Here is a 20,000-nt window from a genome sequence, read left to right as displayed (position 1 = left end):
ACTCTTGCGTACGTTCTACTTGCCGCGCCGCTGCGCGAACTCCCAGGCGTCGGCGACGATCCCGGCGAGGTCCGCGCGGGACGGGTTCCAGCCGAGCCGCTCGCGGGCCGCCCGCGCCGACGCCACCAGCACCGCCGGGTCGCCGCCCCGGCGCGGGGCCACCACCTCGGGGATCGGGTGGCCGGTGACCTGCCGGACCGTCTCGATGACCTCGCGGACGGAGAAGCCGTTGCCGTTGCCGAGGTTGCAGATCAGGTGCTCGCCCGGGACGGCCGCCTCGACGGCCAGCAGGTGCGCCTCCGCGAGGTCCGCGACGTGGATGTAGTCGCGGACGCAGGTGCCGTCCGGCGTCGGGTAGTCGTCGCCGTAGATGGAGATCGCGTCGCGCCTGCCCTGGGCCACCTGCAGGACCAGCGGGATGAGGTGCGACTCGGGGTCGTGCCGCTCGCCGAACTCGCCGTAGGCGCCGGCGACGTTGAAGTAGCGCAGCGACACCGCGCCCAGACCGTGCGCCGTCGCCTCGCCCGTGATCATGTGGTCGACGGCGAGCTTGGAGGCACCGTAGGGGTTGGTCGGCGCGGTGGGCGCGGACTCGACGATCGGCGTCTCCTCCGGCTCGCCGTACGTGGCGGCAGTCGACGAGAAGACCAGCTTGCGCACCCCGGCCGCACGCATCGCGGCGAGCAGCGCCATGGTGCCGCCGACGTTGTTGTCCCAGTACTTCTCCGGCCGTACGACGGACTCGCCGACCTGGGAGAAGGCCGCGAAGTGGAGCACCGCGTCGAACGACGAGTCCAGCCACTTGGCGGCGTCGCGGATGTCGCCCTCGATGAAGGAAGCACCGGAGGGCACGCCCTCGCGGAATCCGGTGGACAGGTTGTCGAGTACGACGACCTCGTGGCCGGCCTCCAGCAGATGCTGGGCGACCACGCTGCCCACGTATCCCGCACCACCGGTGACCAGGTACTTCCCGCTCATCAACTTGCTACCTCTCGCAGTCGCTCGGCCGCGCGCTCCGGCGGCACGTCGTTGATGAACACGCTCATGCCGGATTCGGAACCCGCGAGAAACTTCAGCTTGCCGGAAGTACGGCGGATGGTGAAAAGCTCCAGGTGGAGCGCGAAGTCGTCACGGCTGACGCCCTCGAACTCCTCCAGCTGGCCGAACGGCGCCTGGTGCCAGGCGGCGATGTACGGCGTCGGAGGCTCACCCTCACCGAAGATACGGTCGAAGCGCCTCAAGAGTTCCAGATAAACCTGGGCGAACTCCGACCGGGCCCCCTCGTCGAGCGCGAGCAGGTCGGGCACCCGGCGACGCGGGTACAGGTGGACCTCGTACGGCCAGTGCGCGGCGTACGGCACGAAGGCCACCCAGTGTTCACCCTCAAGGACGACCCGCTCGCCGGCGAGCTCGCGCTCCAGGACGGCGTCGAAGAGGTTCTCCCCGCCCGTGGCGTCCTTGTGGGCCGCGAGGGACCTCAGCATCAGGGCGGTGCGGGGGGTGGTGAAGGGGTAGGCGTAGATCTGCCCGTGCGGGTGACCCAGGGTCACACCGATCTCCTGACCCCGGTTCTCGAAACAGAAGACCTGCTCGACGGAGGGCAGATGGGACAGCTCCGACGTACGGTCCGTCCACGCGTCCAGGACCAGCCGGGCCTGCTCCTCGCTCAGATCCGCGAAGGACGCGCGGTGGTCGGACGTGAAACAGACGACCTCGCAGCGCCCGGAGTCCCCGGCCAGCGAGGGAAAGCGGTTCTCGAAAACGACCACGTCGTACGACGAGTCCGGAATCTCACTCAGCCGCTCCCCCTGCGACGGGCACAAGGGGCACTCATCGGCCGGCGGGTGGTAGGTCCGCCCCTGGCGGTGCGAGGCGACCGCGACCGAGTCGCCCAGCAGCACATCGTGTCGGATCTCGGAGGTCGTCACGGTCCGCTCCAGCGGACGGCGGTCGACCGCGTCACGCACGGCGTCGTCACGCAGGTCGTAGTAGATCAGCTCACGACCGTCGGCCAATCGGGTCGAGGTCTTCTTCACCGCGGACTCCCCATTCCGAGCCACCCACCCATCCAACAGAACTCAACACACCAAAACACAACTCACCACGTCAGTCAACATCACAATCAATCAAAGCTCCACAACAGAAGTGTTCAATTAGCGAACGCCCAGGCGTAGGTTCCGCTCCGGATCAGTTCACGCAACGAAGCGAGTGCGTATGGAAACCCCCACATATCTGTCCGCAGAGCTACGGCTCCCCACCAACTGGCTCGACTACACGATCCTCGGCATCTACTTCGTCGTCGTCCTCGGCATCGGCTTCGCCGCCCGCCAGTCGGTCAGGACCAGCCTCGACTTCTTCCTCTCCGGCCGCTCCCTGCCCGCCTGGGTCACGGGCCTCGCGTTCATCGCGGCCAACCTGGGCGCCACCGAGATCCTCGGCATGGCCGCCAACAGCGCGCAGTACGGCGTCTACACCACCCACTGGTACTGGATCGGCGCCATCCCCGCCATGGTCTTCCTCGGCCTGGTGATGATGCCCTTCTACTACGGCAGCAAGGTCCGCTCGGTCCCCGAGTTCCTGCTCCTGCGCTTCGACAAGTCGGCGCACCTGCTCAGCTCGATCCTGTTCGCCTTCGCCGCCATCCTCATCTCGGGCGTCAACCTCTACGCCCTCGCCATCGTCGTCGAGGCACTGCTGGGCTGGCCGCAGTGGCTGGCGATCGTCGTGGCGGGCTTCTTCGTCCTCGCCTACATCACCCTCGGCGGCCTCTCCTCCGCGATCTACAACGAAGTCCTGCAGTTCTTCGTGATCCTCGCCGCCCTGATCCCGATCACGGTGCTGGGCCTGAAGAAGGTCGGCGGCTGGGACGGCCTGTCCGACACCCTCACCGCCAGCCACGGCGACGACTTCATGACGGCCTGGAGCGGCACGGGCATCGGCGACGCCAACCCGCTCGGCGCGAACTGGCTCACCATCGTCCTGGGCCTGGGCTTCGTGCTCTCCTTCGGCTACTGGACCACGAACTTCGCGGAGGTCCAGCGCGCCCTGTCCGCCAAGAACCTCTCCGCCGCCCAGCGCACCCCGCTGATCGCCGCGTTCCCGAAGATCTTCATCGTCTTCCTGGTGATGATCCCCGGCCTGGTCGCCGCCGCGCTGATCCCCCGGTTCGGCACACCCGAGTCGGGCTACCAGTACAACGACGCCATCCCGTACCTGATGCAGGACCTGCTCCCCAACGGCGTCCTCGGCATCGCGGTGACGGGCCTGCTGGCGGCGTTCATGGCAGGCATGGCGGCCAACGTGTCATCGTTCAACACCGTCTTCACCAACGACATCTGGGCGCGCTACGTAGTCCGGGGCCGCGACGACACCTACTACGTCCGCTTCGGCCGCATCATCACGGCAGTCGGCGTCCTGGCCTCCATCGGCACGGCGTTCCTGGCGGCGTCCTTCTCGAACATCATGGCGTACCTCCAGACGCTGTTCTCCTTCTTCAACGTCCCGATGTTCGTCGTCTTCATCATCGGCATGTTCTGGAAGCGCGCGTCGATGAAGTCGGGCTTCTGGGGCCTCCTGGCAGGCACCACAGCGGCAATGATCAACTACTTCGTCATCTACAAGGAGGGCATCATCGACATCCCCTCCGACCAGGGCGCCAACTTCGTCTCCGCGATCGCGGGCTTCGTCGCCGGCGCGGTAGTCATGGTGGCGGTCTCCCTCTTCACAGCCCCCAAGCCCATGGCCGACCTCCAGGGCCTCGTCTACGGCACCCGCTCCCCCGGCATGGCCGAGCCGCCCGCCGAGGGCGACGACGCCTGGTACCGCAAACCGGCACTGCTCGGCTGGGGCGCGGTAATCCTGGCCGCCGCCTGCTACATCCCGTTCTCTTTCTGACCGCGGGAGGATCGAGAAAACCATGTCAGAGCACCACGAGTACTCCGAACGTGACGTCCAGCGCGAAGTCACCGAACTGGAGAGCAAGTCCGCGACGGCCGCCCGCCTCTTCGACATCCGCCGCATCATCGGCGGCCTCTTCGTCGTCTACGGCGTCATCGTCACGATCGTCGGCCTCACGGACGACCAGGCGGCGATCGACAAGGCCGAAGGCGTCAACATCAACCTCTGGACAGGCCTGGGCATGCTGCTCCTAGGCCTCTTCTTCCTAACCTGGCTAAAACTCCGCCCCACGGCTCCGCCACCCCCACCGATCACTCCGGAGGACACCCCCAAGGAGTAACCGCAGGCCAGTCCCCGCCCCACCCGCTGACCCGCCCCCGGCACTGCGGCTGAGGCCGGGGGCGTGGCGCAACCCGGCGCAACGGGGTGCCGCTGCGCCCACCCGTGCCGCCACGGCGACAGCGCACTCGCCCACGCACGGAAGGGGCCGTGTCGGGGGGTGTCCGCCCGCAGCGGTTGGCGCGTCAACCCGGGCACCTTTGTAGATGACCGATTCCGCGCCGTTCCGAGGACGGACACCCCCCGGCGCGGCCCCGACCCACCACCCGGCGCCAGGCGCTACAGCACCCCGCACCCACAACCACAGGCCGCCGCAGGCACGGCACCCTCACCCCTCACCCCTCACCCCTCACCAGCCCCACGCGCCACCGACCCCGCCCGATCCAGCAACCCCGTACGCGCAGCCAACGCCGCCGCCTCCAACCGCGACCCCACCCCCAACTTCATCAGCACCCGCTGCACATGCGTCCGAGCAGTCGACGGCGCGATCCCCATCCCCGCGGCGATCAGCCGCGTATCCTCCCCGTCCGCCACCCGCACCAACACCTCCACCTCCCGAGGCGTCAGCATCTGCAACAACCGCTGCCCCTCATCATCCGGCTGCGCCGCAGGATTCAGCAGCTCCCCGAACGCCCCCTGCAACAACTGCGGCGCCACCGCCGCCTCCCCCGCCCGCGCCTTCATGATCGCCCGCTCCACCCCCTCGATCCGCTCGTCGTGCCGCACATAGCCGGACGCCCCCGCAGCGAACGCCGCCGCGATCCCCCGAGGACTGGGCACCGGCCCCAGCACCAGCACCGCCACCTGCCCCCGCTCCCGCTTGACCCGCACCACAGGATCGAACGCCCCCGCCTCCGCCGGCGTGGCCGTCCCCCACAGACACACCTCCGGCGCCCGCGCGATCACCAGCTCCGCCGCCCCCGCGGCCGGCGCCGCCGCGGCCAGCACCCGGTGCCCCCGCAGCTTCAGCGCCGAGGCCAACGCCTCGGCGAGCAATCGGTGGTCGTCGACCACCATGAGCCGCACTCCCATCGAGCAACCCCCCAGTCCCCCCAATGGACGCCCACTATGGATGCCCAAAGGTCCCCACGGACAGACCCAGAACAAACACCGAACACACCACGTACAGCCCCCCGGACGACAGCCCCCCGGCTTCGACGCCCGTCATGACCCCGGAAGCTACACGCTTGTTCGACGTCGCGCTGCCCCTACTCGTGAGAAGTGCCCCAGATCGCCGAAATTCCTCTCATTCCAGGGTGTTGAGGGGCGTTGAACCGAACGCCCCTCAGCCCCCAGCCCCCAACCCCTCAGCCCTTCACCCCGAACGCAATGGCAAGGTACTTGTCCCCCGAACTCGACCCACTGGCATACACCTCGGACATGTACAACCGCCCCTGCGAGTAGAGCACTTCGCCGTACCCCGGCTCCTTCCCCGACTCCACGTCCCGCACCGAATCGGTCCCCGGGTTCTCCATCAGCTTGACCTGCTCGAAGCTACCGCCGTCAATGCTGACGATCTGCCCACCCTTGTCGTACGGCCCGCTCTTGTACGCGATCACGTTCCCGCCGTCCATCCGCAACGGCGTCATCGTGTACCCGTCCCCCGCGTCCGCCCGCTGCCCGGTCTGCTTCCCGCTCGCCAGATCGAACACGACGACCGAGTTGGTCCGGCCGAGGTCACCGGAGCTGTCCTGCTCCTCCGTCGGCACATACAGCCGGTCGTTGCCGACCGCCAGCCCCGAGCACTCCTCGATCCGCGAGATCCCGTCGCACTCGGCGGCATAGGAGTCACCCGGCGCCGAGATCCGCGCCCGCAGCTTCCCCGTCTTGTTGTCGACGGAGAAGAAGTCCGAGATGCCGCTGCCGTCCCCGGCCGAGTCACCCACGTCGGCCGCCACCACCAGCGGATCGGTCGACACCACACTGGCGTACTCGATGCCCTTGGCCATCTTGTACTCCGAGATCACCTTCCCGGACTTCGGGTCGATGGTCTGGATGTGAATCTCCCGCGCCTCGAACTGCCCGCACTTGCGCACCGCGACCAGCTTCGCGCCCCCGCCGTACCCGGCGTCGTAGCAGGTGTCCGCGGGCTTCGGCGTCCACAGAGACTTGCCGCTGCTGATGTCGAACGCGGCACCGCCACTCGTGCTGCCCACGGCGACCGTGCTCCCGCTGACGGTGACGTTGTCGAAGTGGATCGGCTGGTCACCGGACGTGGCGATCTCTGTCCACAGCTTCTTGCCCGCGTTCAGGTCGATCGCCGCGACCTGGCTGCACCCCTCGGAGGAGTTCTTTGCGGGCATCTTGGGCTGGAAGACGACGGCCGTCCTGCCGTCCGCGGTCACGTGCTGAGTGGCCTCGCACACCGGCCCGGGCAGCGGAATCGTCCACAGCTTCGTGCCCTTGTCCCGGTCGTAGCCGACGATCTCGGCGACACCGGTCTTGGCGTACACCTTGTCGGTGAGCCAGGAGCCGGTGACGACGACGGAGTCGTCCTTGTCGACCTTGGGCCGCGGAATCTGGAACAGCACCTCGGAGTTCGGGTCGGCCGGCACCTTCTCGGTGCCCTTGGACGGGCCCTCGGCACCGCCCTTGCCGTCGCCGGTTCCCCCGCTGGAGCTTGCGGTGTCGTCCTTGCCGCCCGCACCGGACGACTTCGAGTACCAGACACCCCCGCCGATGATCAGCGCGATCGCCACGACGGCGGCCACGATGATGGCCACCTGCGCGTTGAACTTCCGCCCACCGCCCGCCTGCCCGGGCTGACCCGCCTGCGGGTGCAGCGGCACGGTCGGCTGCTGGTAGCCGTAGCCGGGCTGCTGCCCGTACGGCCCCGGCGGCTGCGGCGCCCCCGGATAGCCGTACCCGGCCTGCTGCGGAGGCGACGGCGGGGCCTGCGGATACCCGTACCCGGGCTGCGGCTGCCCCTGAGGCGGCTGGGGATATCCGTAACCGGCCCCCGGCTGCTGCGGCGGCCCGGGCGGCGTACTCGGCGGCTGCGGCGCACCGAAGGCGGGCGGCTGCTGCGGCGGCTGGTCCTGGGGCTGGGGCTGGGGCGAGCCGAACCCACCCCCCTGCGGGGGCTGGTTGGGCGGCGGGGGCGGCGGCTGGGTCATGACGTGGGTACCTCGGGGAGATGGGGACGGAACGAGTGGGCGGGGCGCGTCACTTGCCGTAGGCGAGCATGAGCTTCTCCTTGGCCTCGTCCTCGCCGGACAGCCGGGTGGTGGAGATGTAGAAGCGGCCGTCCACCCACGCGATGTCCCGCGAGAAGAAGCCGTCCTCGACCTCCGCCGCGCTCGTGGGGTTCTGCAGCAGCTTCGTCGGCTGGTGGCTACTGCCGGTCGTCGGCACGGACACGATCTGGCCGCCCGCGTCGTACGACGGCTCGACGTACGCGATGAGCTTCCCGCCCTCGACCCGCAGCGGCAGCATCGTCTCGTCGGCGGGGGACTTCACCCGCCACTTCTCCTTGCCGTCGGCGAGGTTGATCGCGACGACCTCGTTGGCGCCGCCGGTGGCCTCGGTGGGCAGGTAGAGGGTGCCGGCGTCGGCGGCGACGCCCTTGCAGCCGGTGAGGTTGCGCTGGAGCACGGACCAGCCGCAGTCGGGCGCGAAGTCCTCGTCGACCTTGACCTGGGAACGGAAGGCGCCCTTGGCGTCCAGGGTGGAGATGTTCCAGGCGTTCTTGTCCTCGTTGGTGCTGTAGACCACCAGCGGGTCGAGGGAGTACGTGCGCATGACCCGCCAGCCCTTGTCGAAGGCCCGGGTCCACTTGACCTTGCCGGTCCTCGGGTCCAGCTCCTGGATCTCGTCGTGCTCGTTGTCCGTGGCCGCGCCGCAGGACGCGACGGAGACCAGTCGGCTGCCGCCCGCGAACGCGGTCGGGAAGCAGGCGTCGCCGTACTTCTTCTTGTCGAACAGCTTCTTGCCGTTGGTGACGTCGTACGCCGTGCCGGACTGCGAGCGGCCCACCATCAGCGTGTTGCCGGCCAGGGTCAGCTCGACGGTGAGCGTGCTGTCGAACAGCGCGCCGTCCTCGACCTCGCCGCTCCAGCCCTTCTCACCGGTGTTGAGGTCGATCAGCTGAAGCTGGTTGCACTCCGCGCGGCTGCTGGAGCCGTTCTTGTACGCCACGACGATCTTGTCGTCGGCCGTCTTCTGCTGGGTGACCGCGCAGATCTCCTGCGGGAAGGCGATGGTTTCCCAAGTAGGGTTGCCGTCGCCGACGTTGTAGGCGACGAGCTCCTTGTACGCGGCCTTCACCGCCGTCTTGTCGGTGATCCACATGCCGGGGGCGTTGGCGCCGGAACCGGGCGCGTCGGGCGCCTCCTTGTACCAGAGCACCCGCGCCTCGCCCGGCTTGCGGCCCTCGTTGAGGTTGTCCGGGTCGGCGCCGCCGTCGCCGCTGCCGTCACCGGGGTTGACCGGGGCGTCGGAGGCTGAGGGCTTGGCGTCGTCGCTCTGCTCGGCGACCGGCTTCTTGTCGTCGCCGCCGCTGGTCACGGCGTAGACGGTGCCGCCGATCACCAGCAACGCGGCCACCGCGGCACCGACGGCCAGGGCGGGCTTGCCCCGGAAGGGGTTGCGCGAGCCGGAGCCGGGGGGCGTGCCGGGGGCGCCGGGGTACTGGGGCTGCGGGTAGCCGTAACCGGGCTGACCGTACGGCCCCGGCGACTGCGGCTGACCGTACGGGCCCGGGGTGTTGTACGGCCCCGGCTGCTGGGGCTGCCCGTACGGACCGGGCTGCTGCGGATAGCCGTAACCCGGCTGCGGCGGGCCCTGCGGGGGCTGCGCCGGAGGCTGGGGCGGCGGTGGGGGTGTGCCCTGCCGTGGGTCCTGCGGCGCACCGAAACCGCCGGCCTGCCGCGGATCCTGCGGAGCGCCGAAGCCGCCGGCGGGCGGCTGGTCCTGTGGCGCGCCGAAGCCGCCACCCGGCGGCTGATTGGGTGGCTGGGTCATCAGCGGTTCCCCCTTGTGACCGATGTGGCGCCGCGCCCGACGGCGCTCCGTTTCCGCCACACCCATGCTTCTCAGACGGCCCTTTGTATCACCCGGCACCGACAGAGCACCGGGCCGGATCCGCCCCTGTTCCCAAGGGAGGACCGGCCCGTGATGCCCTCGTTACGCTCCTTCACGCCCCCTTCACGGGGTTTACGCGTCCTCGGCGAGTTCCAGCCAGCGCATCTCCAGTTCCTCCCGCTCGCCCGCCAACTGCCGCAGCTCGGCGTCCAGTTCGGCGACCTTCGCGAAGTCCGTGGCGTTCTCGGCGATCTGGGTGTGCAGCTTGGTCTCCTTCTCGGAGATCTTGTCCAACTGCCGCTCGATCTTCTGGAGTTCCTTCTTCGCGGCCCGCTGGTCGGCCGCGCTCTTCTCGGCCACCGGCTTCGCGGCAGCCGCCGGGGACGCGGCGGCAGCGGCGGCCTCCTCCATCTTCCGGCGCCGCTCCAGGTACTCGTCGATCCCGCGCGGCAGCATCCGCAGCGTGCCGTCGCCGAGCAGGGCGAACACCCGGTCGGTGGTGCGCTCGACGAAGAACCGGTCGTGGGAGATCACGATCATCGAGCCGGGCCAGCCGTCGAGGACGTCCTCCAGCTGGGTCAGCGTCTCGATGTCGAGGTCGTTGGTCGGCTCGTCGAGGAAGAGGACGTTCGGCTCGTCCATCAGCAGCCTCAGCAGCTGCAACCGGCGCCGCTCGCCGCCGGACAGGTCCCCCACCGGCGTCCACTGCTTCTCCTTGTTGAAGCCGAACGTCTCGCACAGCTGCCCCGCGGTCATCTCGCGGCCCTTGCCGAGGTCGACGCGCTCCCGCACCTGCTGCACGGCCTCCAGGACCCGCCAGTCCGGGTCCAGCTCGGCGACCTCCTGGGAGAGGTAGGCGAGCTTGACGGTCTTGCCGACGGCGATCCGCCCGCCCGCCGGCTGCTCCTCGCCCTGCGTCCGCGCCGCGTCCGCCATGGCGCGCAGCAGCGAGGTCTTGCCGGCGCCGTTGACGCCGACCAGGCCGATGCGGTCGCCGGGGCCGAGCTGCCAGGTGACGTGCTTGAGCAGCACCTTGGGTCCGGCCTGGACGGTGATGTCCTCCAGGTCGAAGACGGTCTTGCCGAGCCGGGACGAGGCGAACTTCATCAGCTCGCTGCTGTCCCGGGGCGGCGGAACGTCCTTGATCAGCTCGTTGGCGGCCTCCACGCGGAACCGCGGCTTCGACGTACGGGCGGGCGCGCCGCGGCGCAGCCAGGCCAGTTCCTTGCGGACCAGGTTCTGCCGCTTGACCTCCTCGGTGGCGGCGATCCGCTCGCGCTCGGCGCGGGCGAAGACGTAGTCGGAGTAGCCGCCCTCGTACTCGTGGACCGCTCCGCGCTGGACGTCCCACATGCGGGTGCAGACCTGGTCGAGGAACCAGCGGTCGTGGGTGACGCAGACCAGCGCCGAGCGGCGCTCGCGCAGATGCCGGGCGAGCCAGGCGATGCCCTCGACGTCGAGGTGGTTGGTGGGCTCGTCGAGGACGATCAGGTCCTGTTCGTCGATGAGCAGCTTGGCGAGCGCGATCCGGCGGCGCTCACCGCCGGAGAGCGGGCCGATGACGGTGTCGAGGCCCTGCGGGAAACCGGGCAGGTCGAGTCCGCCGAACAGGCCGGTGAGCACGTCCCGGATCTTGGCGTTGCCCGCCCACTCGTGGTCGGCCAGGTCGCGGATGACCTCGTGGCGGACGGTGGCCTCGGGGTCGAGGGAGTCGTGCTGGGTGAGGACCCCCATGCGCAGGCCGCCGGAGTGGGTGACGCGGCCGGTGTCGGCGTCCTCCTGCTTGGCGAGCATCCGGATCAGGGTCGTCTTGCCGTCGCCGTTGCGGCCCACGACGCCGATGCGGTCCCCTTCGGAGACGCCGAGGGAGATGCCGTCGAGCAGGGCGCGGGTGCCGTACACCTTGCTGACGTTCTCGACATTGACCAGGTTGACGGCCATTTCGCTCCTGCTCGCGGGGATCGGTCAGCCTCCCAGCCTAACGGTCGAAGGAGGCTGACCGATCCGCGCAGGTCAGCGGGTGGCTGCCAGGCGTACCTCGGTGAGGAGGTCGTACATGGTCTGCCCCGGGCAGTCGGTCTGGAGCCAGTCGCGGTGGCCGCTGACCAGCGGCACGTCCCTGGTCACGCCGTTGACCGGGTTGACGAAGGTGGTCCTCGCCCGCGGGTCCAGGCCCTTGAAGCGGGCGATCACCTTGATCAGCCGGGTGAGGGAGGCCTTGGCGGCGTGCGTGGGGCCCCGGGTGTCGAGGGTGCCGAGGAGGGCGATGCCGAGGTTGCCGGAGTTGAAGCCGGCGGTGTGGAAGGCGGTGACGAGCCTGCCGTCCGGGTCGAAGGCGGGGATGCCGTCGTCGCCGGAGTAGCGGCCCTCGTAGATGACGCCGGCCTCGTCGATCAGGAAGTTGTAGCCGATGTCGCCCCAGTCGTTGGTGATCGCGTGGAACTCGTAGATGCTCCGCACGGTGGCCGCCGGGTCGGGGTCGGCGTTGGGGGTGGCGGTGTGGTGGACGGTGATCGTCTGCAACGGGTAGTACTGCTCGGGCGAGTTGACCTTGCCGTCCTTGTAGCGCTTGGACTCGTCGGCGCCCCAGGCCGGGCGGGAGAGACAGCGCACGCCGCGCAGGCGCGTGGGCTGCGACGGCACCTCGAAGGTGCGGTCCGGCCCGTCGGTGGGGTCGATGGCCAGGGAGCGGACCCGTTTGGCGCCCCTCGGCGCCTTCACCTCGTACGAGGTGGCCGCCCCGGCCGGGACGAGTGCCGTACCGCCGTCCTCGACGGTGGCGCAGCCGGCGGTCAGCGGCTGCCAGGAGCCGTCCGGGAAGCGGATCCCGGCGCCGTCCCGGTCGCCGGTCCAGCGGACGGCGACGTAGGAGGCGGCGAAGGGGAGGGAGTCGGTGCCGGTGGCGGCGGCGGTGCGGGTGGCCGGGAAGGTCTCCGGGGTCGTGCCCGGCTCCGGGTGGGGGGTGGGGGTGTCGGGTTCGGTGGCCGCGAAGACCGCCGGGGTCAGCGCGGTCCCGGCGGCCACGGCTCCGGCGGCGCCGAGCATGCCGCGGCGGGAGAGGGGGTTCTGCCTGCGGTGGGAGGAGGCTTGAAACACAAAACAAAGCTATTGACCGCCACAGCCCCACCAGCACCACAACTCTGCCAACTCCTCGTGGAGATCGGGCAAAGGAGATCAACCGGCGTTTGACTCACGCCCCGCCGAGCACCTTCGCCCCCGGCACCGGCCCCGACGCCGTGCGCACCGTCCGGCACGTCCCCGACGCGCGCAGCACCTGAGCCACCCGCGCCGCGGACTCGGGGTCCCGGGTGAGGAACGCGGTGGTCGGGCCGGAGCCCGAGACCAGCGCGGTGAGGGCGCCTGCGGCGCGACCCGCCGCGAGGGTGTCGGCGAGGGCCGGGAAGAGGGAGAGGGCGGCGGGCTGGAGGTCGTTGGAGACGGTGGCGGCGAGCGCGTCGGGGTCGCCCTTGGCGAGGGCGTCGATGAGGTCCCGGGAGGCGACGGGCTCGGGGATGTCCGTGCCCTCGCCGAGCCGGTCGAACTCCCGGAAGACCGCCGGGGTGGACAGCCCCCGGTCCGCCATCGCGAACACCCAGTGGAAGGTGCCGCCGGCGTCGAGCGCCGTCAGCCTCTCGCCCCGCCCGGTGCCGAGCGCCGCCCCGCCGACCAGGCTGAACGGCACGTCACTGCCCAACTCGGCGCAGATGTCGAGGAGCTCGTCGCGGGACGCGCCCGTGCCCCACAGCGCGTCACAGGCGAGCAGCGCACCCGCGCCGTCCGCGCTGCCGCCCGCCATGCCGCCGGCGACGGGGATGTCCTTGGCGATGTGGATGTGGACGTCGGGGGTGCGGCCGTACCGCTCGGCGAGCGCTTCGGCCGCGCGGGCCGCCAGGTTCGTACGGTCGAGGGGGACCTGGTCGGCGTCGGGCCCCTCGCAGGTGACCCGCAGCTCGTCGGCCTCGGTGACCGTGACCTCGTCGAAGAGCCCGACCGCCAGGAAGACGTTGGCCAGGTCGTGGTAGCCGTCGGGGCGGGCGGCGCCGACCGCGAGCTGGACGTTGACCTTGGCGGGGACGCGTACCGTCACGCTCACTGTTTGCTCTCCGCGATCCGTGCGAACTCTTCGACTGTCAGGGACTCTCCGCGCGCCTGCGGCGAGACGCCCGCCGCGACGAGCGCCGCCTCGGCGGCCGCCGCCGACCCGGCCCACCCGGCGAGGGCGGCCCGCAGGGTCTTGCGACGCTGGGCGAACGCCGCGTCGATCACGGCGAAGACCTCGCGCTGGGAGGCGGTGGTCTTGATCGGCTCGGCGCGGCGGGTGAGCGAGACGAGCCCGCTGTCGACGTTCGGCGCGGGCCAGAAGACGTTGCGGCCGATGGCGCCGGCCCGCTTGACCTCGGCGAACCAGTTGGCCTTCACCGACGGCACGCCGTACACCTTCGAACCGGGCGGCGCCGCCAGCCGGTCGGCGACCTCGGACTGCACCATCACGAGGGTGCGCTCGATGCTCGGGAAGGTGTCGAGCATGTGCAGCAGGACGGGGACGGCCACGTTGTACGGCAGGTTCGCCACCAGCGCGGTCGGCGCGGGGCCGGGCAGCTCGGTGAGGTGCATCGCGTCGGAGTGCACCAGCGCGAACCGGTCGGCGCGCGCCGGCATGCGCGCCGCGATGGTGGCGGGCAGCGCGGCGGCGAGTACGTCGTCGATCTCGACGGCGGTGACCCGGTCGGCCACCTCCAGCAGCGCCAGCGTGAGCGACCCGAGCCCCGGCCCGACCTCCACGACCACGTCGTCGGGCCGGACCTGCGCGGTGCGGACGATACGGCGGACGGTGTTCGCGTCGATGACGAAGTTCTGGCCGCGCTGCTTGGTGGGCCGGACGCCGAGGGCTGCCGCGAGTTCACGGACGTCGGCGGGGCCCAGGAGGGCGTCGGGGGTGGGGCTGCTCACGGCGACAAGCCTAACCGTGGGTCACCGATGCAACCGCGCCCCGCAGTGTGGCCAGGGGCTGGTCCCGCGTCGGGTGTACAACTTCTTCGCCCGGTACGTCTGTTCCGCCGCCGAGGCGTCCTGGGGGCGGCCGGTGCCGCCGAGGCTGCGCCAGGTCCCGGGATCGAACTGGTAGAGGCCGCCGTACGTCCCCGAGGAGTCGACGGCGTCGGGGCGGCCACCGGACTCGCAGGTGGCGAGGCCCTGCCAGTCGAGATTGTCGGCGCCCCGGACGGAGGCCGGCAGCGGCTTGGTGCCGACCTTCACGATCCGCGCGGTCGGCTCACGCACCAGCTCGGTCCTGAGCCTGCGCGGCTTCTGCCGGACCCCGTTGACGGTCCGCACGGAGTACGTGACCCGGCGCAGCCCCGGCTGCCCCGCCTGCTCGACCACCTCGGTGCCCTTGAACACCGTCGGGTCCTCGATCCGCCGCACCTCGAACGGGATCTCCTCCTCGCGGGTCTCGTTGCCGCCGGTGATCCGCAGCACGGTGACCGTCTGACCGTCGCGCGGGAAGCTGTCCTGCGGGACGGAGGTGGTGTCCTGGCCGCGCAGGGTGATCCCGGCCTCCTCGACAACCTCGCCGACGGTGGCGGCGTTGGTGCGGATGGTGCGGGCCCGGCCGTCGGCCATGACGGTGACCGACCGCTCGGTGCGCACATCGAGCGCGAGACCGGCACGTCCGATGCGCTGGGAGCGCGAGGTGGACAGGTAAGCGCCCTCCGCTCGCACCCCGAGCTGTCTGAGCGCCCCCTCGACCGTCCGCGCCGTCGTCCACACCTCACGCCGGTGACCGTCGAGGGTGAGCCGTACGGGACGGCCGTAGTGCACGGCGATCTCGTCGCCGCTGTCCAGCTCCGTGCCCTGCGCGGGCGCGACCACGTCGTGCGCGCCGACCTCGACGCCCTCCTCGGCGAGCAGCTCACTGACGTCGTCGGCGAAGGTGTGCAGGCGACGGGGCTCGCCGTCGATGTTCAGCTCGACGGCCTTGTCCTCGGCGACGAAGGCGGTGGTACCACCGGCGAGGAACGCGACGACCAGCGCCCGCGGCAGCAACCGGCGCACGGAGACGTCCGAGCGCTCGGCGAACCGCCCCCTGCGCCGGCGTGCGGCACGCCGGTCCACTCGGGGGCGCGCGACGGACGCGGGGGCCTCCGGCGCGCTCTGCCGGGGCAGCAGGACTTCGGCCGTCTCATAAGCGGGCCGGTAGGTGTCCACGTGCGAGTCATATGAGTCATACACGTCGTACACGTCATACACGTCAGGCTCGGAATGAGCGGCATGGGCCGCATAGGCCGCATATGTGGTGCCGTAGGGCAGTGTCGGCGCGCCGTGCACGTCGAACCCGCCGTGGACCGGCGAGGGCTCATACGTCTCGAAGGTCTCGTACGACTGGTCGGTCCCGTATGTCTCGAACTGCGAGTTGCTCACGCCGACACGCTCCAGGGGGCCGGAGGGGTCCAGGGGGGTCCGGATCGGGCCCCCAGAACCTAGCGGAGCGTTCGTCACTCTCCAAAGCGACTCGACTACACAGAGTGGGGCGTGTCGTGGGTCAGTAACCGAAGGCGCGCGCCGTGTTCGCGCCGAGTGCGGTGGCCATCGCGTCCTCGTCGATGCCGCGCACGGCGGCCATCGCACGCACCGTGACCGGAACGAGATACGGGGCGTTGGGCCGTCCGCGGTAGGGCGCGGGCGTCAGGAAGGGCGCGTCGGTCTCCACCAGGACCAGCTCCAGCGGGGCCACGGCCAGCGCGTCGCGCAGGTTCTGGGCGTTCTTGAAGGTGACGTTGCCGGCGAAGGACATGTAGTACCCGGCGCGGGCGCACACCTCGGCCATCTCGGCGTCCCCGGAGTAGCAGTGGAACACCGTCCGCTCCGGCGCGCCCTCCTCCTTCAGGATGCGCAGCACGTCCGTGTGGGCCTCGCGGTCGTGGATGACCAGCGCCTTGCCGTGCCGCTTGGCGATCTCGATGTGCGCGCGGAACGACCGCTCCTGCGCCGCCTTGCCCTCGGGCCCGGTACGGAAGTGGTCCAGCCCCGTCTCGCCGACCGCTTTCACGTGGGGCAGCGCGGCCAGCCGTTCGATCTCGGCGAGCGCCTCGTCCAGCGCCGCGTCCCCGCCGGGCTCGCGCGCCCCCTGCCGGGACCAGCCGTCGGGGTCGCCGTGGACGATGCGCGGGGCCTCGTTGGGGTGCAGCGCGACGGCCGCGTGCACGTTCTCGTACGCCGTCGCCGTCTCGGCCGCCCACCGGGAGCCGTTCACATCGCAGCCGACCTGCACGACCGTGGTGACACCGACCGACGCGGCCTTCGCGAGGCCTTCCTCCACCGTGCCGGACTGCATGTCGAGGTGCGTGTGCGAGTCGGCGACGGGCACGGCCAGGGGCGGCGGGAGGGGCGGTGCGGTGTTCTTGCCGGAGGTGGGCTCGGAGGAGGGCATGCCCCGATCCTACGAAAGGGGCACGCCCCACCGTTCAGCTCGCCCGGCGCTGGAACGCGTGCAGCAGATCGGACAGATGCCAGTGGTGCCGCTGGCGGGGGACCGCCGACACCTCCACCGGCGGAGGCGGCTGCTGCTGCCGTCGCGCCGCGTCGCGCGCCGACGACACCCGGCCCGGCCGCATGATCCGCACGACGTGACCGCCGCACCGGGCGCACGCCGGCCGGCTCAGCGGCGACGGCACGACCCGCCCGTCGGCCACGTACAGGACGAACTCGTGGCCCTCACCATCGACGTGGTGCTCTATCTCGTACGACTGCTCCCACCCGTGCCCGCAGCGCATGCAGGCGAAGGAGTACGACTCGTTCACGACGGCGGTCGCCCCGTTGCGAAGGCCGGTCTGCCCTGTGATCTCGCTCATACCAGCTCCTGTGGTCCGCTGGAGGAACGGTTTCCGTTCCGCCACCCAGTGGACTGCTGAACGAGCCCGAAAGCACGGGATCTGTCCAGTAATGGACGGGACTTGGACGTCCCTTGCCGAACGCCCCGGCACCCTTTACCGGCGGTTGGCACAACACCCTCAGGGGCGCGGGGAACTGCGCGCCAAGCCACAAACCCACCCGCACATCACAACGCACGTTTCGCGGCAACCACAGCATCAAAGACAACCCGCTTGGGAACCCCCGCCTCCACAGCCACCGCCGCGATCGCCTCCTTACGCCGCTCCCCCGCCTCCTCCCGAACCCGCACCCGCCGCACCAACTCCTCCTCGTCGACGACCTCCGCACCCCTCTCCGGAGCCCCCTCGACCACGACGGTGATCTCCCCCCGCACCCCCTCGGCGGCCCACGCCGCCAACTCCCCCAGCGTCCCCCGCCTTACCTCCTCATACGTCTTGGTCAGCTCACGGCACACAGCCGCCCGCCGCTCCACCCCGAATACCTCGGCCATCGCGGCGAGGGTGTCATCGAGCCGATGCGGGGCCTCGAAGTAGACCAGCGTCCGCCGCTCGCCGGAGACCTCCCGCAGCCGCGACAACCGCTCCCCCGCCTTGCGCGGCAGAAACCCCTCGAAGCAGAACCGGTCCACCGGCAGCCCGGACAGCGCCAGAGCGGTCAGCACGGCGGAGGGCCCCGGCACGGCGGTGACCCGGACGTCCCGCTCCACCGCCGCCGCCACCAGCCGGTACCCCGGGTCCGACACCGACGGCATCCCGGCATCCGTGACGAGCAACACACGCGCGCCCCCCACGAGCTCCTCGACAAGCTCCGGCGTACGCGCCGCCTCGTTCCCCTCGAAGTACGACACGACCCGCCCCTTGGGGGTCACCCCCAGCGCCTGGGTCAGCCGCCGCAGCCGTCGCGTGTCCTCGGCGGCGACCACGTCCGCCCGCTCCAGCTCCTCGGAGAGCCTCGGCGGCGCGTCCGCGATGTCGCCGATGGGGGTGCCTGCCAAAACAAGGGTTCCTGTCACGTTTCCATCCTCGCAGGGGCGGTCCACGGGACTCCCACAGAAGGGTTCCCTACGATGGCGCGGTGACCAGTACCGCGTCCTCCACGGACATCCGTCAGGACCAGGCCCCCCACGAGCCGCGGCCCTCGTGGCAGCAGCGGCTGCGCCGTTTCGGATACGCGCCGGCCGGACCACGCGGCGACGTCCGGGACCGGCTCGTGCCGCCGTACGCGGAGCCGAGCCCGCGGATGTGGGCGGCGCTCGGCATCGGGTATCCGCCGGCCGAGCGGATCACCCGCTGGTCGGGCTGGGTCGGGCCGCTGCTGGTGACGCTGTTCGCGGGGGTGCTGCGGTTCTGGAACCTGGGCAGCCCGAAGGCGGTGATATTCGACGAGACGTACTACGCCAAGGACGCGTGGGCGCTCGTCCACCGCGGGTTCGAGGTCAACTGGGACAAGAACGTCAACGACCTCATCCTCTCCTCGAACGGGAACGTCCCCATCCCGACGGACGCGGCGTATGTCGTGCACCCGCCGGTCGGCAAGTACGTCATCGGGCTCGGCGAGCTGATGTTCGGGTTCAACCCGTTCGGCTGGCGCTTCATGACCGCCCTGCTGGGCACGCTGTCCGTCCTTCTCCTCTGCCGGATCGGCCGCCGTCTGTTCCGCTCCACGTTCCTCGGCTGCCTGGCGGGCGCGCTGGTGGCGGTGGACGGGCTGCACTTCGTGATGAGCCGCACCGCGCTGCTGGACGGCGTGCTGATGTTCTTCGTGCTGGCGGCGTTCGGCTGTCTGCTCGTGGACCGGGACCGGGCGCGCGCGAAACTGGCCGCCGCGCTGCCCGTGGACGCCGAGGGCCGGGTCCGCCCGCACGCGCACACGGCGGAGCACACGCGCATCGGCCTGCGGCCGTGGCGGCTCGCGGCGGGCCTGATGCTGGGCCTGGCCATCGGCACCAAGTGGAACGGCCTGTACATCCTGGCCGCGTTCTGCGTGATGGCGGTGCTGTGGGACGTCGGCGCCCGGAAGGTGGCGGGGGCCCGGCACCCGTACAAGGCGGTGATCAGGCGCGATCTGGGCTGGGCGTTCCTGTCGACGGTCCCGGTGGCGATCGTCACCTACTTCGCGTCGTGGATCGGCTGGATCCTCTCCCCCAGCGACGGCTCGGGCGGCTACTACCGCAACTGGGCGGCGACCGACGGCAAGGACAGCGCCTGGTCGTGGCTGTTCCCGGACTGGTGGCGCAGCCTGTGGCACTACGAGACCCAGGTGTACGAGTTCCACGTCGGCCTGTCCTCGCCGCACACGTACCAGTCCAACCCGTGGAGCTGGATCGTCACCGGCCGACCGGTCTCGTACTTCTACGAGTCCCCCGCCCCCGGCACGGACGGCTGCCCGGCGGACGCGGGCGAGAAGTGCGCGCGCGAGGTACTGGCGCTGGGCACGCCGGTGCTGTGGTGGGTGGGCTGCTTCGCGCTGCTGTACGTGCTGTGGCGCTGGTTCTTCCGTCGTGACTGGCGGGCGGGCGCCATCGCCTGCGGCATCGCGGCCGGCTACCTGCCCTGGTTCCTCTACCAGGAGCGGACGATCTTCTTCTTCTACGCCGTGATCTTCGTGCCGTTCCTCTGTCTGGCGGTCGCGATGCTGGTCGGCGCCCTGGTCGGCCCACCCGGCTCCACCGACACCCGCCGCGTGGCCGGCGCCACGGGCGCGGGCGTCGTCGTCCTGCTGATCGCCTGGAACTTCATCTACTTCTGGCCGATCTACACCGGTCAGACGATCCCCATCGACGACTGGCGTTCACGGATGTGGCTGGACACATGGGTCTGAACACATACGTGGGGCTAACAATCTGAGAAACT

Annotated in this window: 16 protein-coding genes; 3 read left to right on the top strand and 13 right to left on the bottom strand. The window is 70.6% G+C overall.

Translation table 11 applies throughout. The features are described from left to right. Positions 1-15 precede the first annotated feature (15 nt). Together galE and galT are read right to left on the bottom strand one after the other, a co-directional pair. The gene (gene galE, locus I2W78_RS23250; RefSeq protein ID WP_196462206.1) at positions 16-978 is read right to left on the bottom strand and encodes a UDP-glucose 4-epimerase GalE; all 963 of its coding nucleotides are present in this window, start codon (positions 976-978) and stop codon (positions 16-18) included. Then, on the bottom strand, positions 978-2,036 hold the full coding sequence (gene galT, locus I2W78_RS23245; RefSeq protein WP_196462205.1) for a galactose-1-phosphate uridylyltransferase: 1,059 nt from the start codon (positions 2,034-2,036) through the stop codon (positions 978-980). Before galT ends, galE begins: the two co-directional genes overlap by 1 nt. 178 nt (positions 2,037-2,214) lie before the next feature. Here galT and I2W78_RS23240 point away from each other — a divergent pair, with 178 nt between their 5' ends. Both I2W78_RS23240 and I2W78_RS23235 read left to right on the top strand, forming a co-directional pair. After that, complete coding sequence (locus I2W78_RS23240; protein WP_196462204.1) at positions 2,215-3,894, top strand: sodium:solute symporter family protein; 1,680 nt, start codon at positions 2,215-2,217, stop codon at positions 3,892-3,894. Positions 3,895-3,916: 22 nt separating this feature from the next. Continuing rightward, the gene (locus I2W78_RS23235; protein WP_196462203.1) at positions 3,917-4,237 is read left to right on the top strand and encodes a hypothetical protein; all 321 of its coding nucleotides are present in this window, start codon (positions 3,917-3,919) and stop codon (positions 4,235-4,237) included. A 341-nt stretch (positions 4,238-4,578) separates the two neighbouring features. Here the strand turns inward: I2W78_RS23235 and I2W78_RS23230 are convergent, their stop codons facing one another. The 11 genes from I2W78_RS23230 to rsmI all read right to left on the bottom strand — a co-directional run bounded on the left by I2W78_RS23230 (position 4,579) and on the right by rsmI (position 18,160). Further along, a complete protein-coding gene (locus I2W78_RS23230; protein WP_196462202.1) occupies positions 4,579-5,268 on the bottom strand; it encodes a helix-turn-helix transcriptional regulator in 690 nt (229 codons plus the stop codon). A gap of 275 nt (positions 5,269-5,543) precedes the next feature. Beyond that, positions 5,544-7,352: an outer membrane protein assembly factor BamB family protein gene (locus tag I2W78_RS23225; RefSeq protein ID WP_196462201.1), complete on the bottom strand. Its 1,809-nt coding sequence runs from the start codon at positions 7,350-7,352 to the stop codon at positions 5,544-5,546. Positions 7,353-7,401: 49 nt separating this feature from the next. After that, positions 7,402-9,198: an outer membrane protein assembly factor BamB family protein gene (locus I2W78_RS23220; RefSeq protein WP_196462200.1), complete on the bottom strand. Its 1,797-nt coding sequence runs from the start codon at positions 9,196-9,198 to the stop codon at positions 7,402-7,404. A 192-nt stretch (positions 9,199-9,390) separates the two neighbouring features. Beyond that, on the bottom strand, positions 9,391-11,199 hold the full coding sequence (locus tag I2W78_RS23215) for an ABC-F family ATP-binding cassette domain-containing protein (protein WP_196462199.1): 1,809 nt from the start codon (positions 11,197-11,199) through the stop codon (positions 9,391-9,393). 72 nt (positions 11,200-11,271) lie between these two features. Continuing rightward, positions 11,272-12,354, bottom strand: a complete 1,083-nt coding sequence (locus tag I2W78_RS23210) for a peptidoglycan recognition family protein (protein WP_307783754.1) — start codon at positions 12,352-12,354, stop codon at positions 11,272-11,274. A 94-nt stretch (positions 12,355-12,448) separates the two neighbouring features. Continuing rightward, positions 12,449-13,351 carry a 4-(cytidine 5'-diphospho)-2-C-methyl-D-erythritol kinase gene (locus tag I2W78_RS23205; RefSeq protein WP_196462198.1) on the bottom strand — a complete coding sequence of 301 codons (903 nt, stop codon included), beginning with the start codon at positions 13,349-13,351 and terminating at the stop codon, positions 12,449-12,451. Beyond that, positions 13,348-14,208 (bottom strand): 16S rRNA (adenine(1518)-N(6)/adenine(1519)-N(6))-dimethyltransferase RsmA, encoded by an 861-nt coding sequence (gene rsmA, locus I2W78_RS23200; RefSeq protein ID WP_196462197.1) that lies wholly within the window; start codon positions 14,206-14,208, stop codon positions 13,348-13,350. Before rsmA ends, I2W78_RS23205 begins: the two co-directional genes overlap by 4 nt. Before the next feature lie 21 nt (positions 14,209-14,229). Then, on the bottom strand, positions 14,230-15,678 hold the full coding sequence (locus I2W78_RS23195; RefSeq protein ID WP_196462196.1) for a resuscitation-promoting factor: 1,449 nt from the start codon (positions 15,676-15,678) through the stop codon (positions 14,230-14,232). A gap of 121 nt (positions 15,679-15,799) precedes the next feature. After that, entirely contained in the window at positions 15,800-16,687 is an 888-nt protein-coding gene (locus tag I2W78_RS23190; RefSeq protein ID WP_196462195.1) for a TatD family hydrolase, read from the bottom strand. Between the two features lie 34 nt (positions 16,688-16,721). Beyond that, positions 16,722-17,108 (bottom strand): hypothetical protein, encoded by a 387-nt coding sequence (locus I2W78_RS23185; protein WP_196462194.1) that lies wholly within the window; start codon positions 17,106-17,108, stop codon positions 16,722-16,724. Between the two features lie 206 nt (positions 17,109-17,314). After that, the gene (gene rsmI, locus I2W78_RS23180; RefSeq protein WP_196462193.1) at positions 17,315-18,160 is read right to left on the bottom strand and encodes a 16S rRNA (cytidine(1402)-2'-O)-methyltransferase; all 846 of its coding nucleotides are present in this window, start codon (positions 18,158-18,160) and stop codon (positions 17,315-17,317) included. Positions 18,161-18,222: 62 nt separating this feature from the next. Between rsmI and I2W78_RS23175 the strand changes: the two genes are divergently transcribed. Then, the gene (locus tag I2W78_RS23175; protein ID WP_196462192.1) at positions 18,223-19,968 is read left to right on the top strand and encodes a dolichyl-phosphate-mannose--protein mannosyltransferase; all 1,746 of its coding nucleotides are present in this window, start codon (positions 18,223-18,225) and stop codon (positions 19,966-19,968) included. Positions 19,969-20,000: the final 32 nt, after the last annotated feature.

Source organism: Streptomyces spinoverrucosus (assembly GCF_015712165.1).
Lineage (GTDB): Bacteria > Actinomycetota > Actinomycetes > Streptomycetales > Streptomycetaceae > Streptomyces > Streptomyces spinoverrucosus_A.
Note: the sequence above shows the minus strand (reverse complement) of the source record. Positions and strands in the feature narration are given on the sequence as shown.

What these genes read in the sequence shown, in the direction of transcription:
- I2W78_RS23220 (WP_196462200.1), bottom strand. Translation starts at nt 9,198, where the DNA reads ATGACCCAGCCACCCAATCAGCCGCCGGGTGGCGGCTTCGGCGCGCCA.
- I2W78_RS23215 (WP_196462199.1), bottom strand. Translation starts at nt 11,199, where the DNA reads ATGGCCGTCAACCTGGTCAATGTCGAGAACGTCAGCAAGGTGTACGGC.
- I2W78_RS23235 (WP_196462203.1), top strand. Translation starts at nt 3,917, where the DNA reads ATGTCAGAGCACCACGAGTACTCCGAACGTGACGTCCAGCGCGAAGTC.
- I2W78_RS23190 (WP_196462195.1), bottom strand. Translation starts at nt 16,687, where the DNA reads ATGCCCTCCTCCGAGCCCACCTCCGGCAAGAACACCGCACCGCCCCTC.
- galE (WP_196462206.1), bottom strand. Translation starts at nt 978, where the DNA reads ATGAGCGGGAAGTACCTGGTCACCGGTGGTGCGGGATACGTGGGCAGC.
- I2W78_RS23225 (WP_196462201.1), bottom strand. Translation starts at nt 7,352, where the DNA reads ATGACCCAGCCGCCGCCCCCGCCGCCCAACCAGCCCCCGCAGGGGGGT.
- I2W78_RS23230 (WP_196462202.1), bottom strand. Translation starts at nt 5,268, where the DNA reads ATGGGAGTGCGGCTCATGGTGGTCGACGACCACCGATTGCTCGCCGAG.
- I2W78_RS23240 (WP_196462204.1), top strand. Translation starts at nt 2,215, where the DNA reads ATGGAAACCCCCACATATCTGTCCGCAGAGCTACGGCTCCCCACCAAC.
- I2W78_RS23185 (WP_196462194.1), bottom strand. Translation starts at nt 17,108, where the DNA reads ATGAGCGAGATCACAGGGCAGACCGGCCTTCGCAACGGGGCGACCGCC.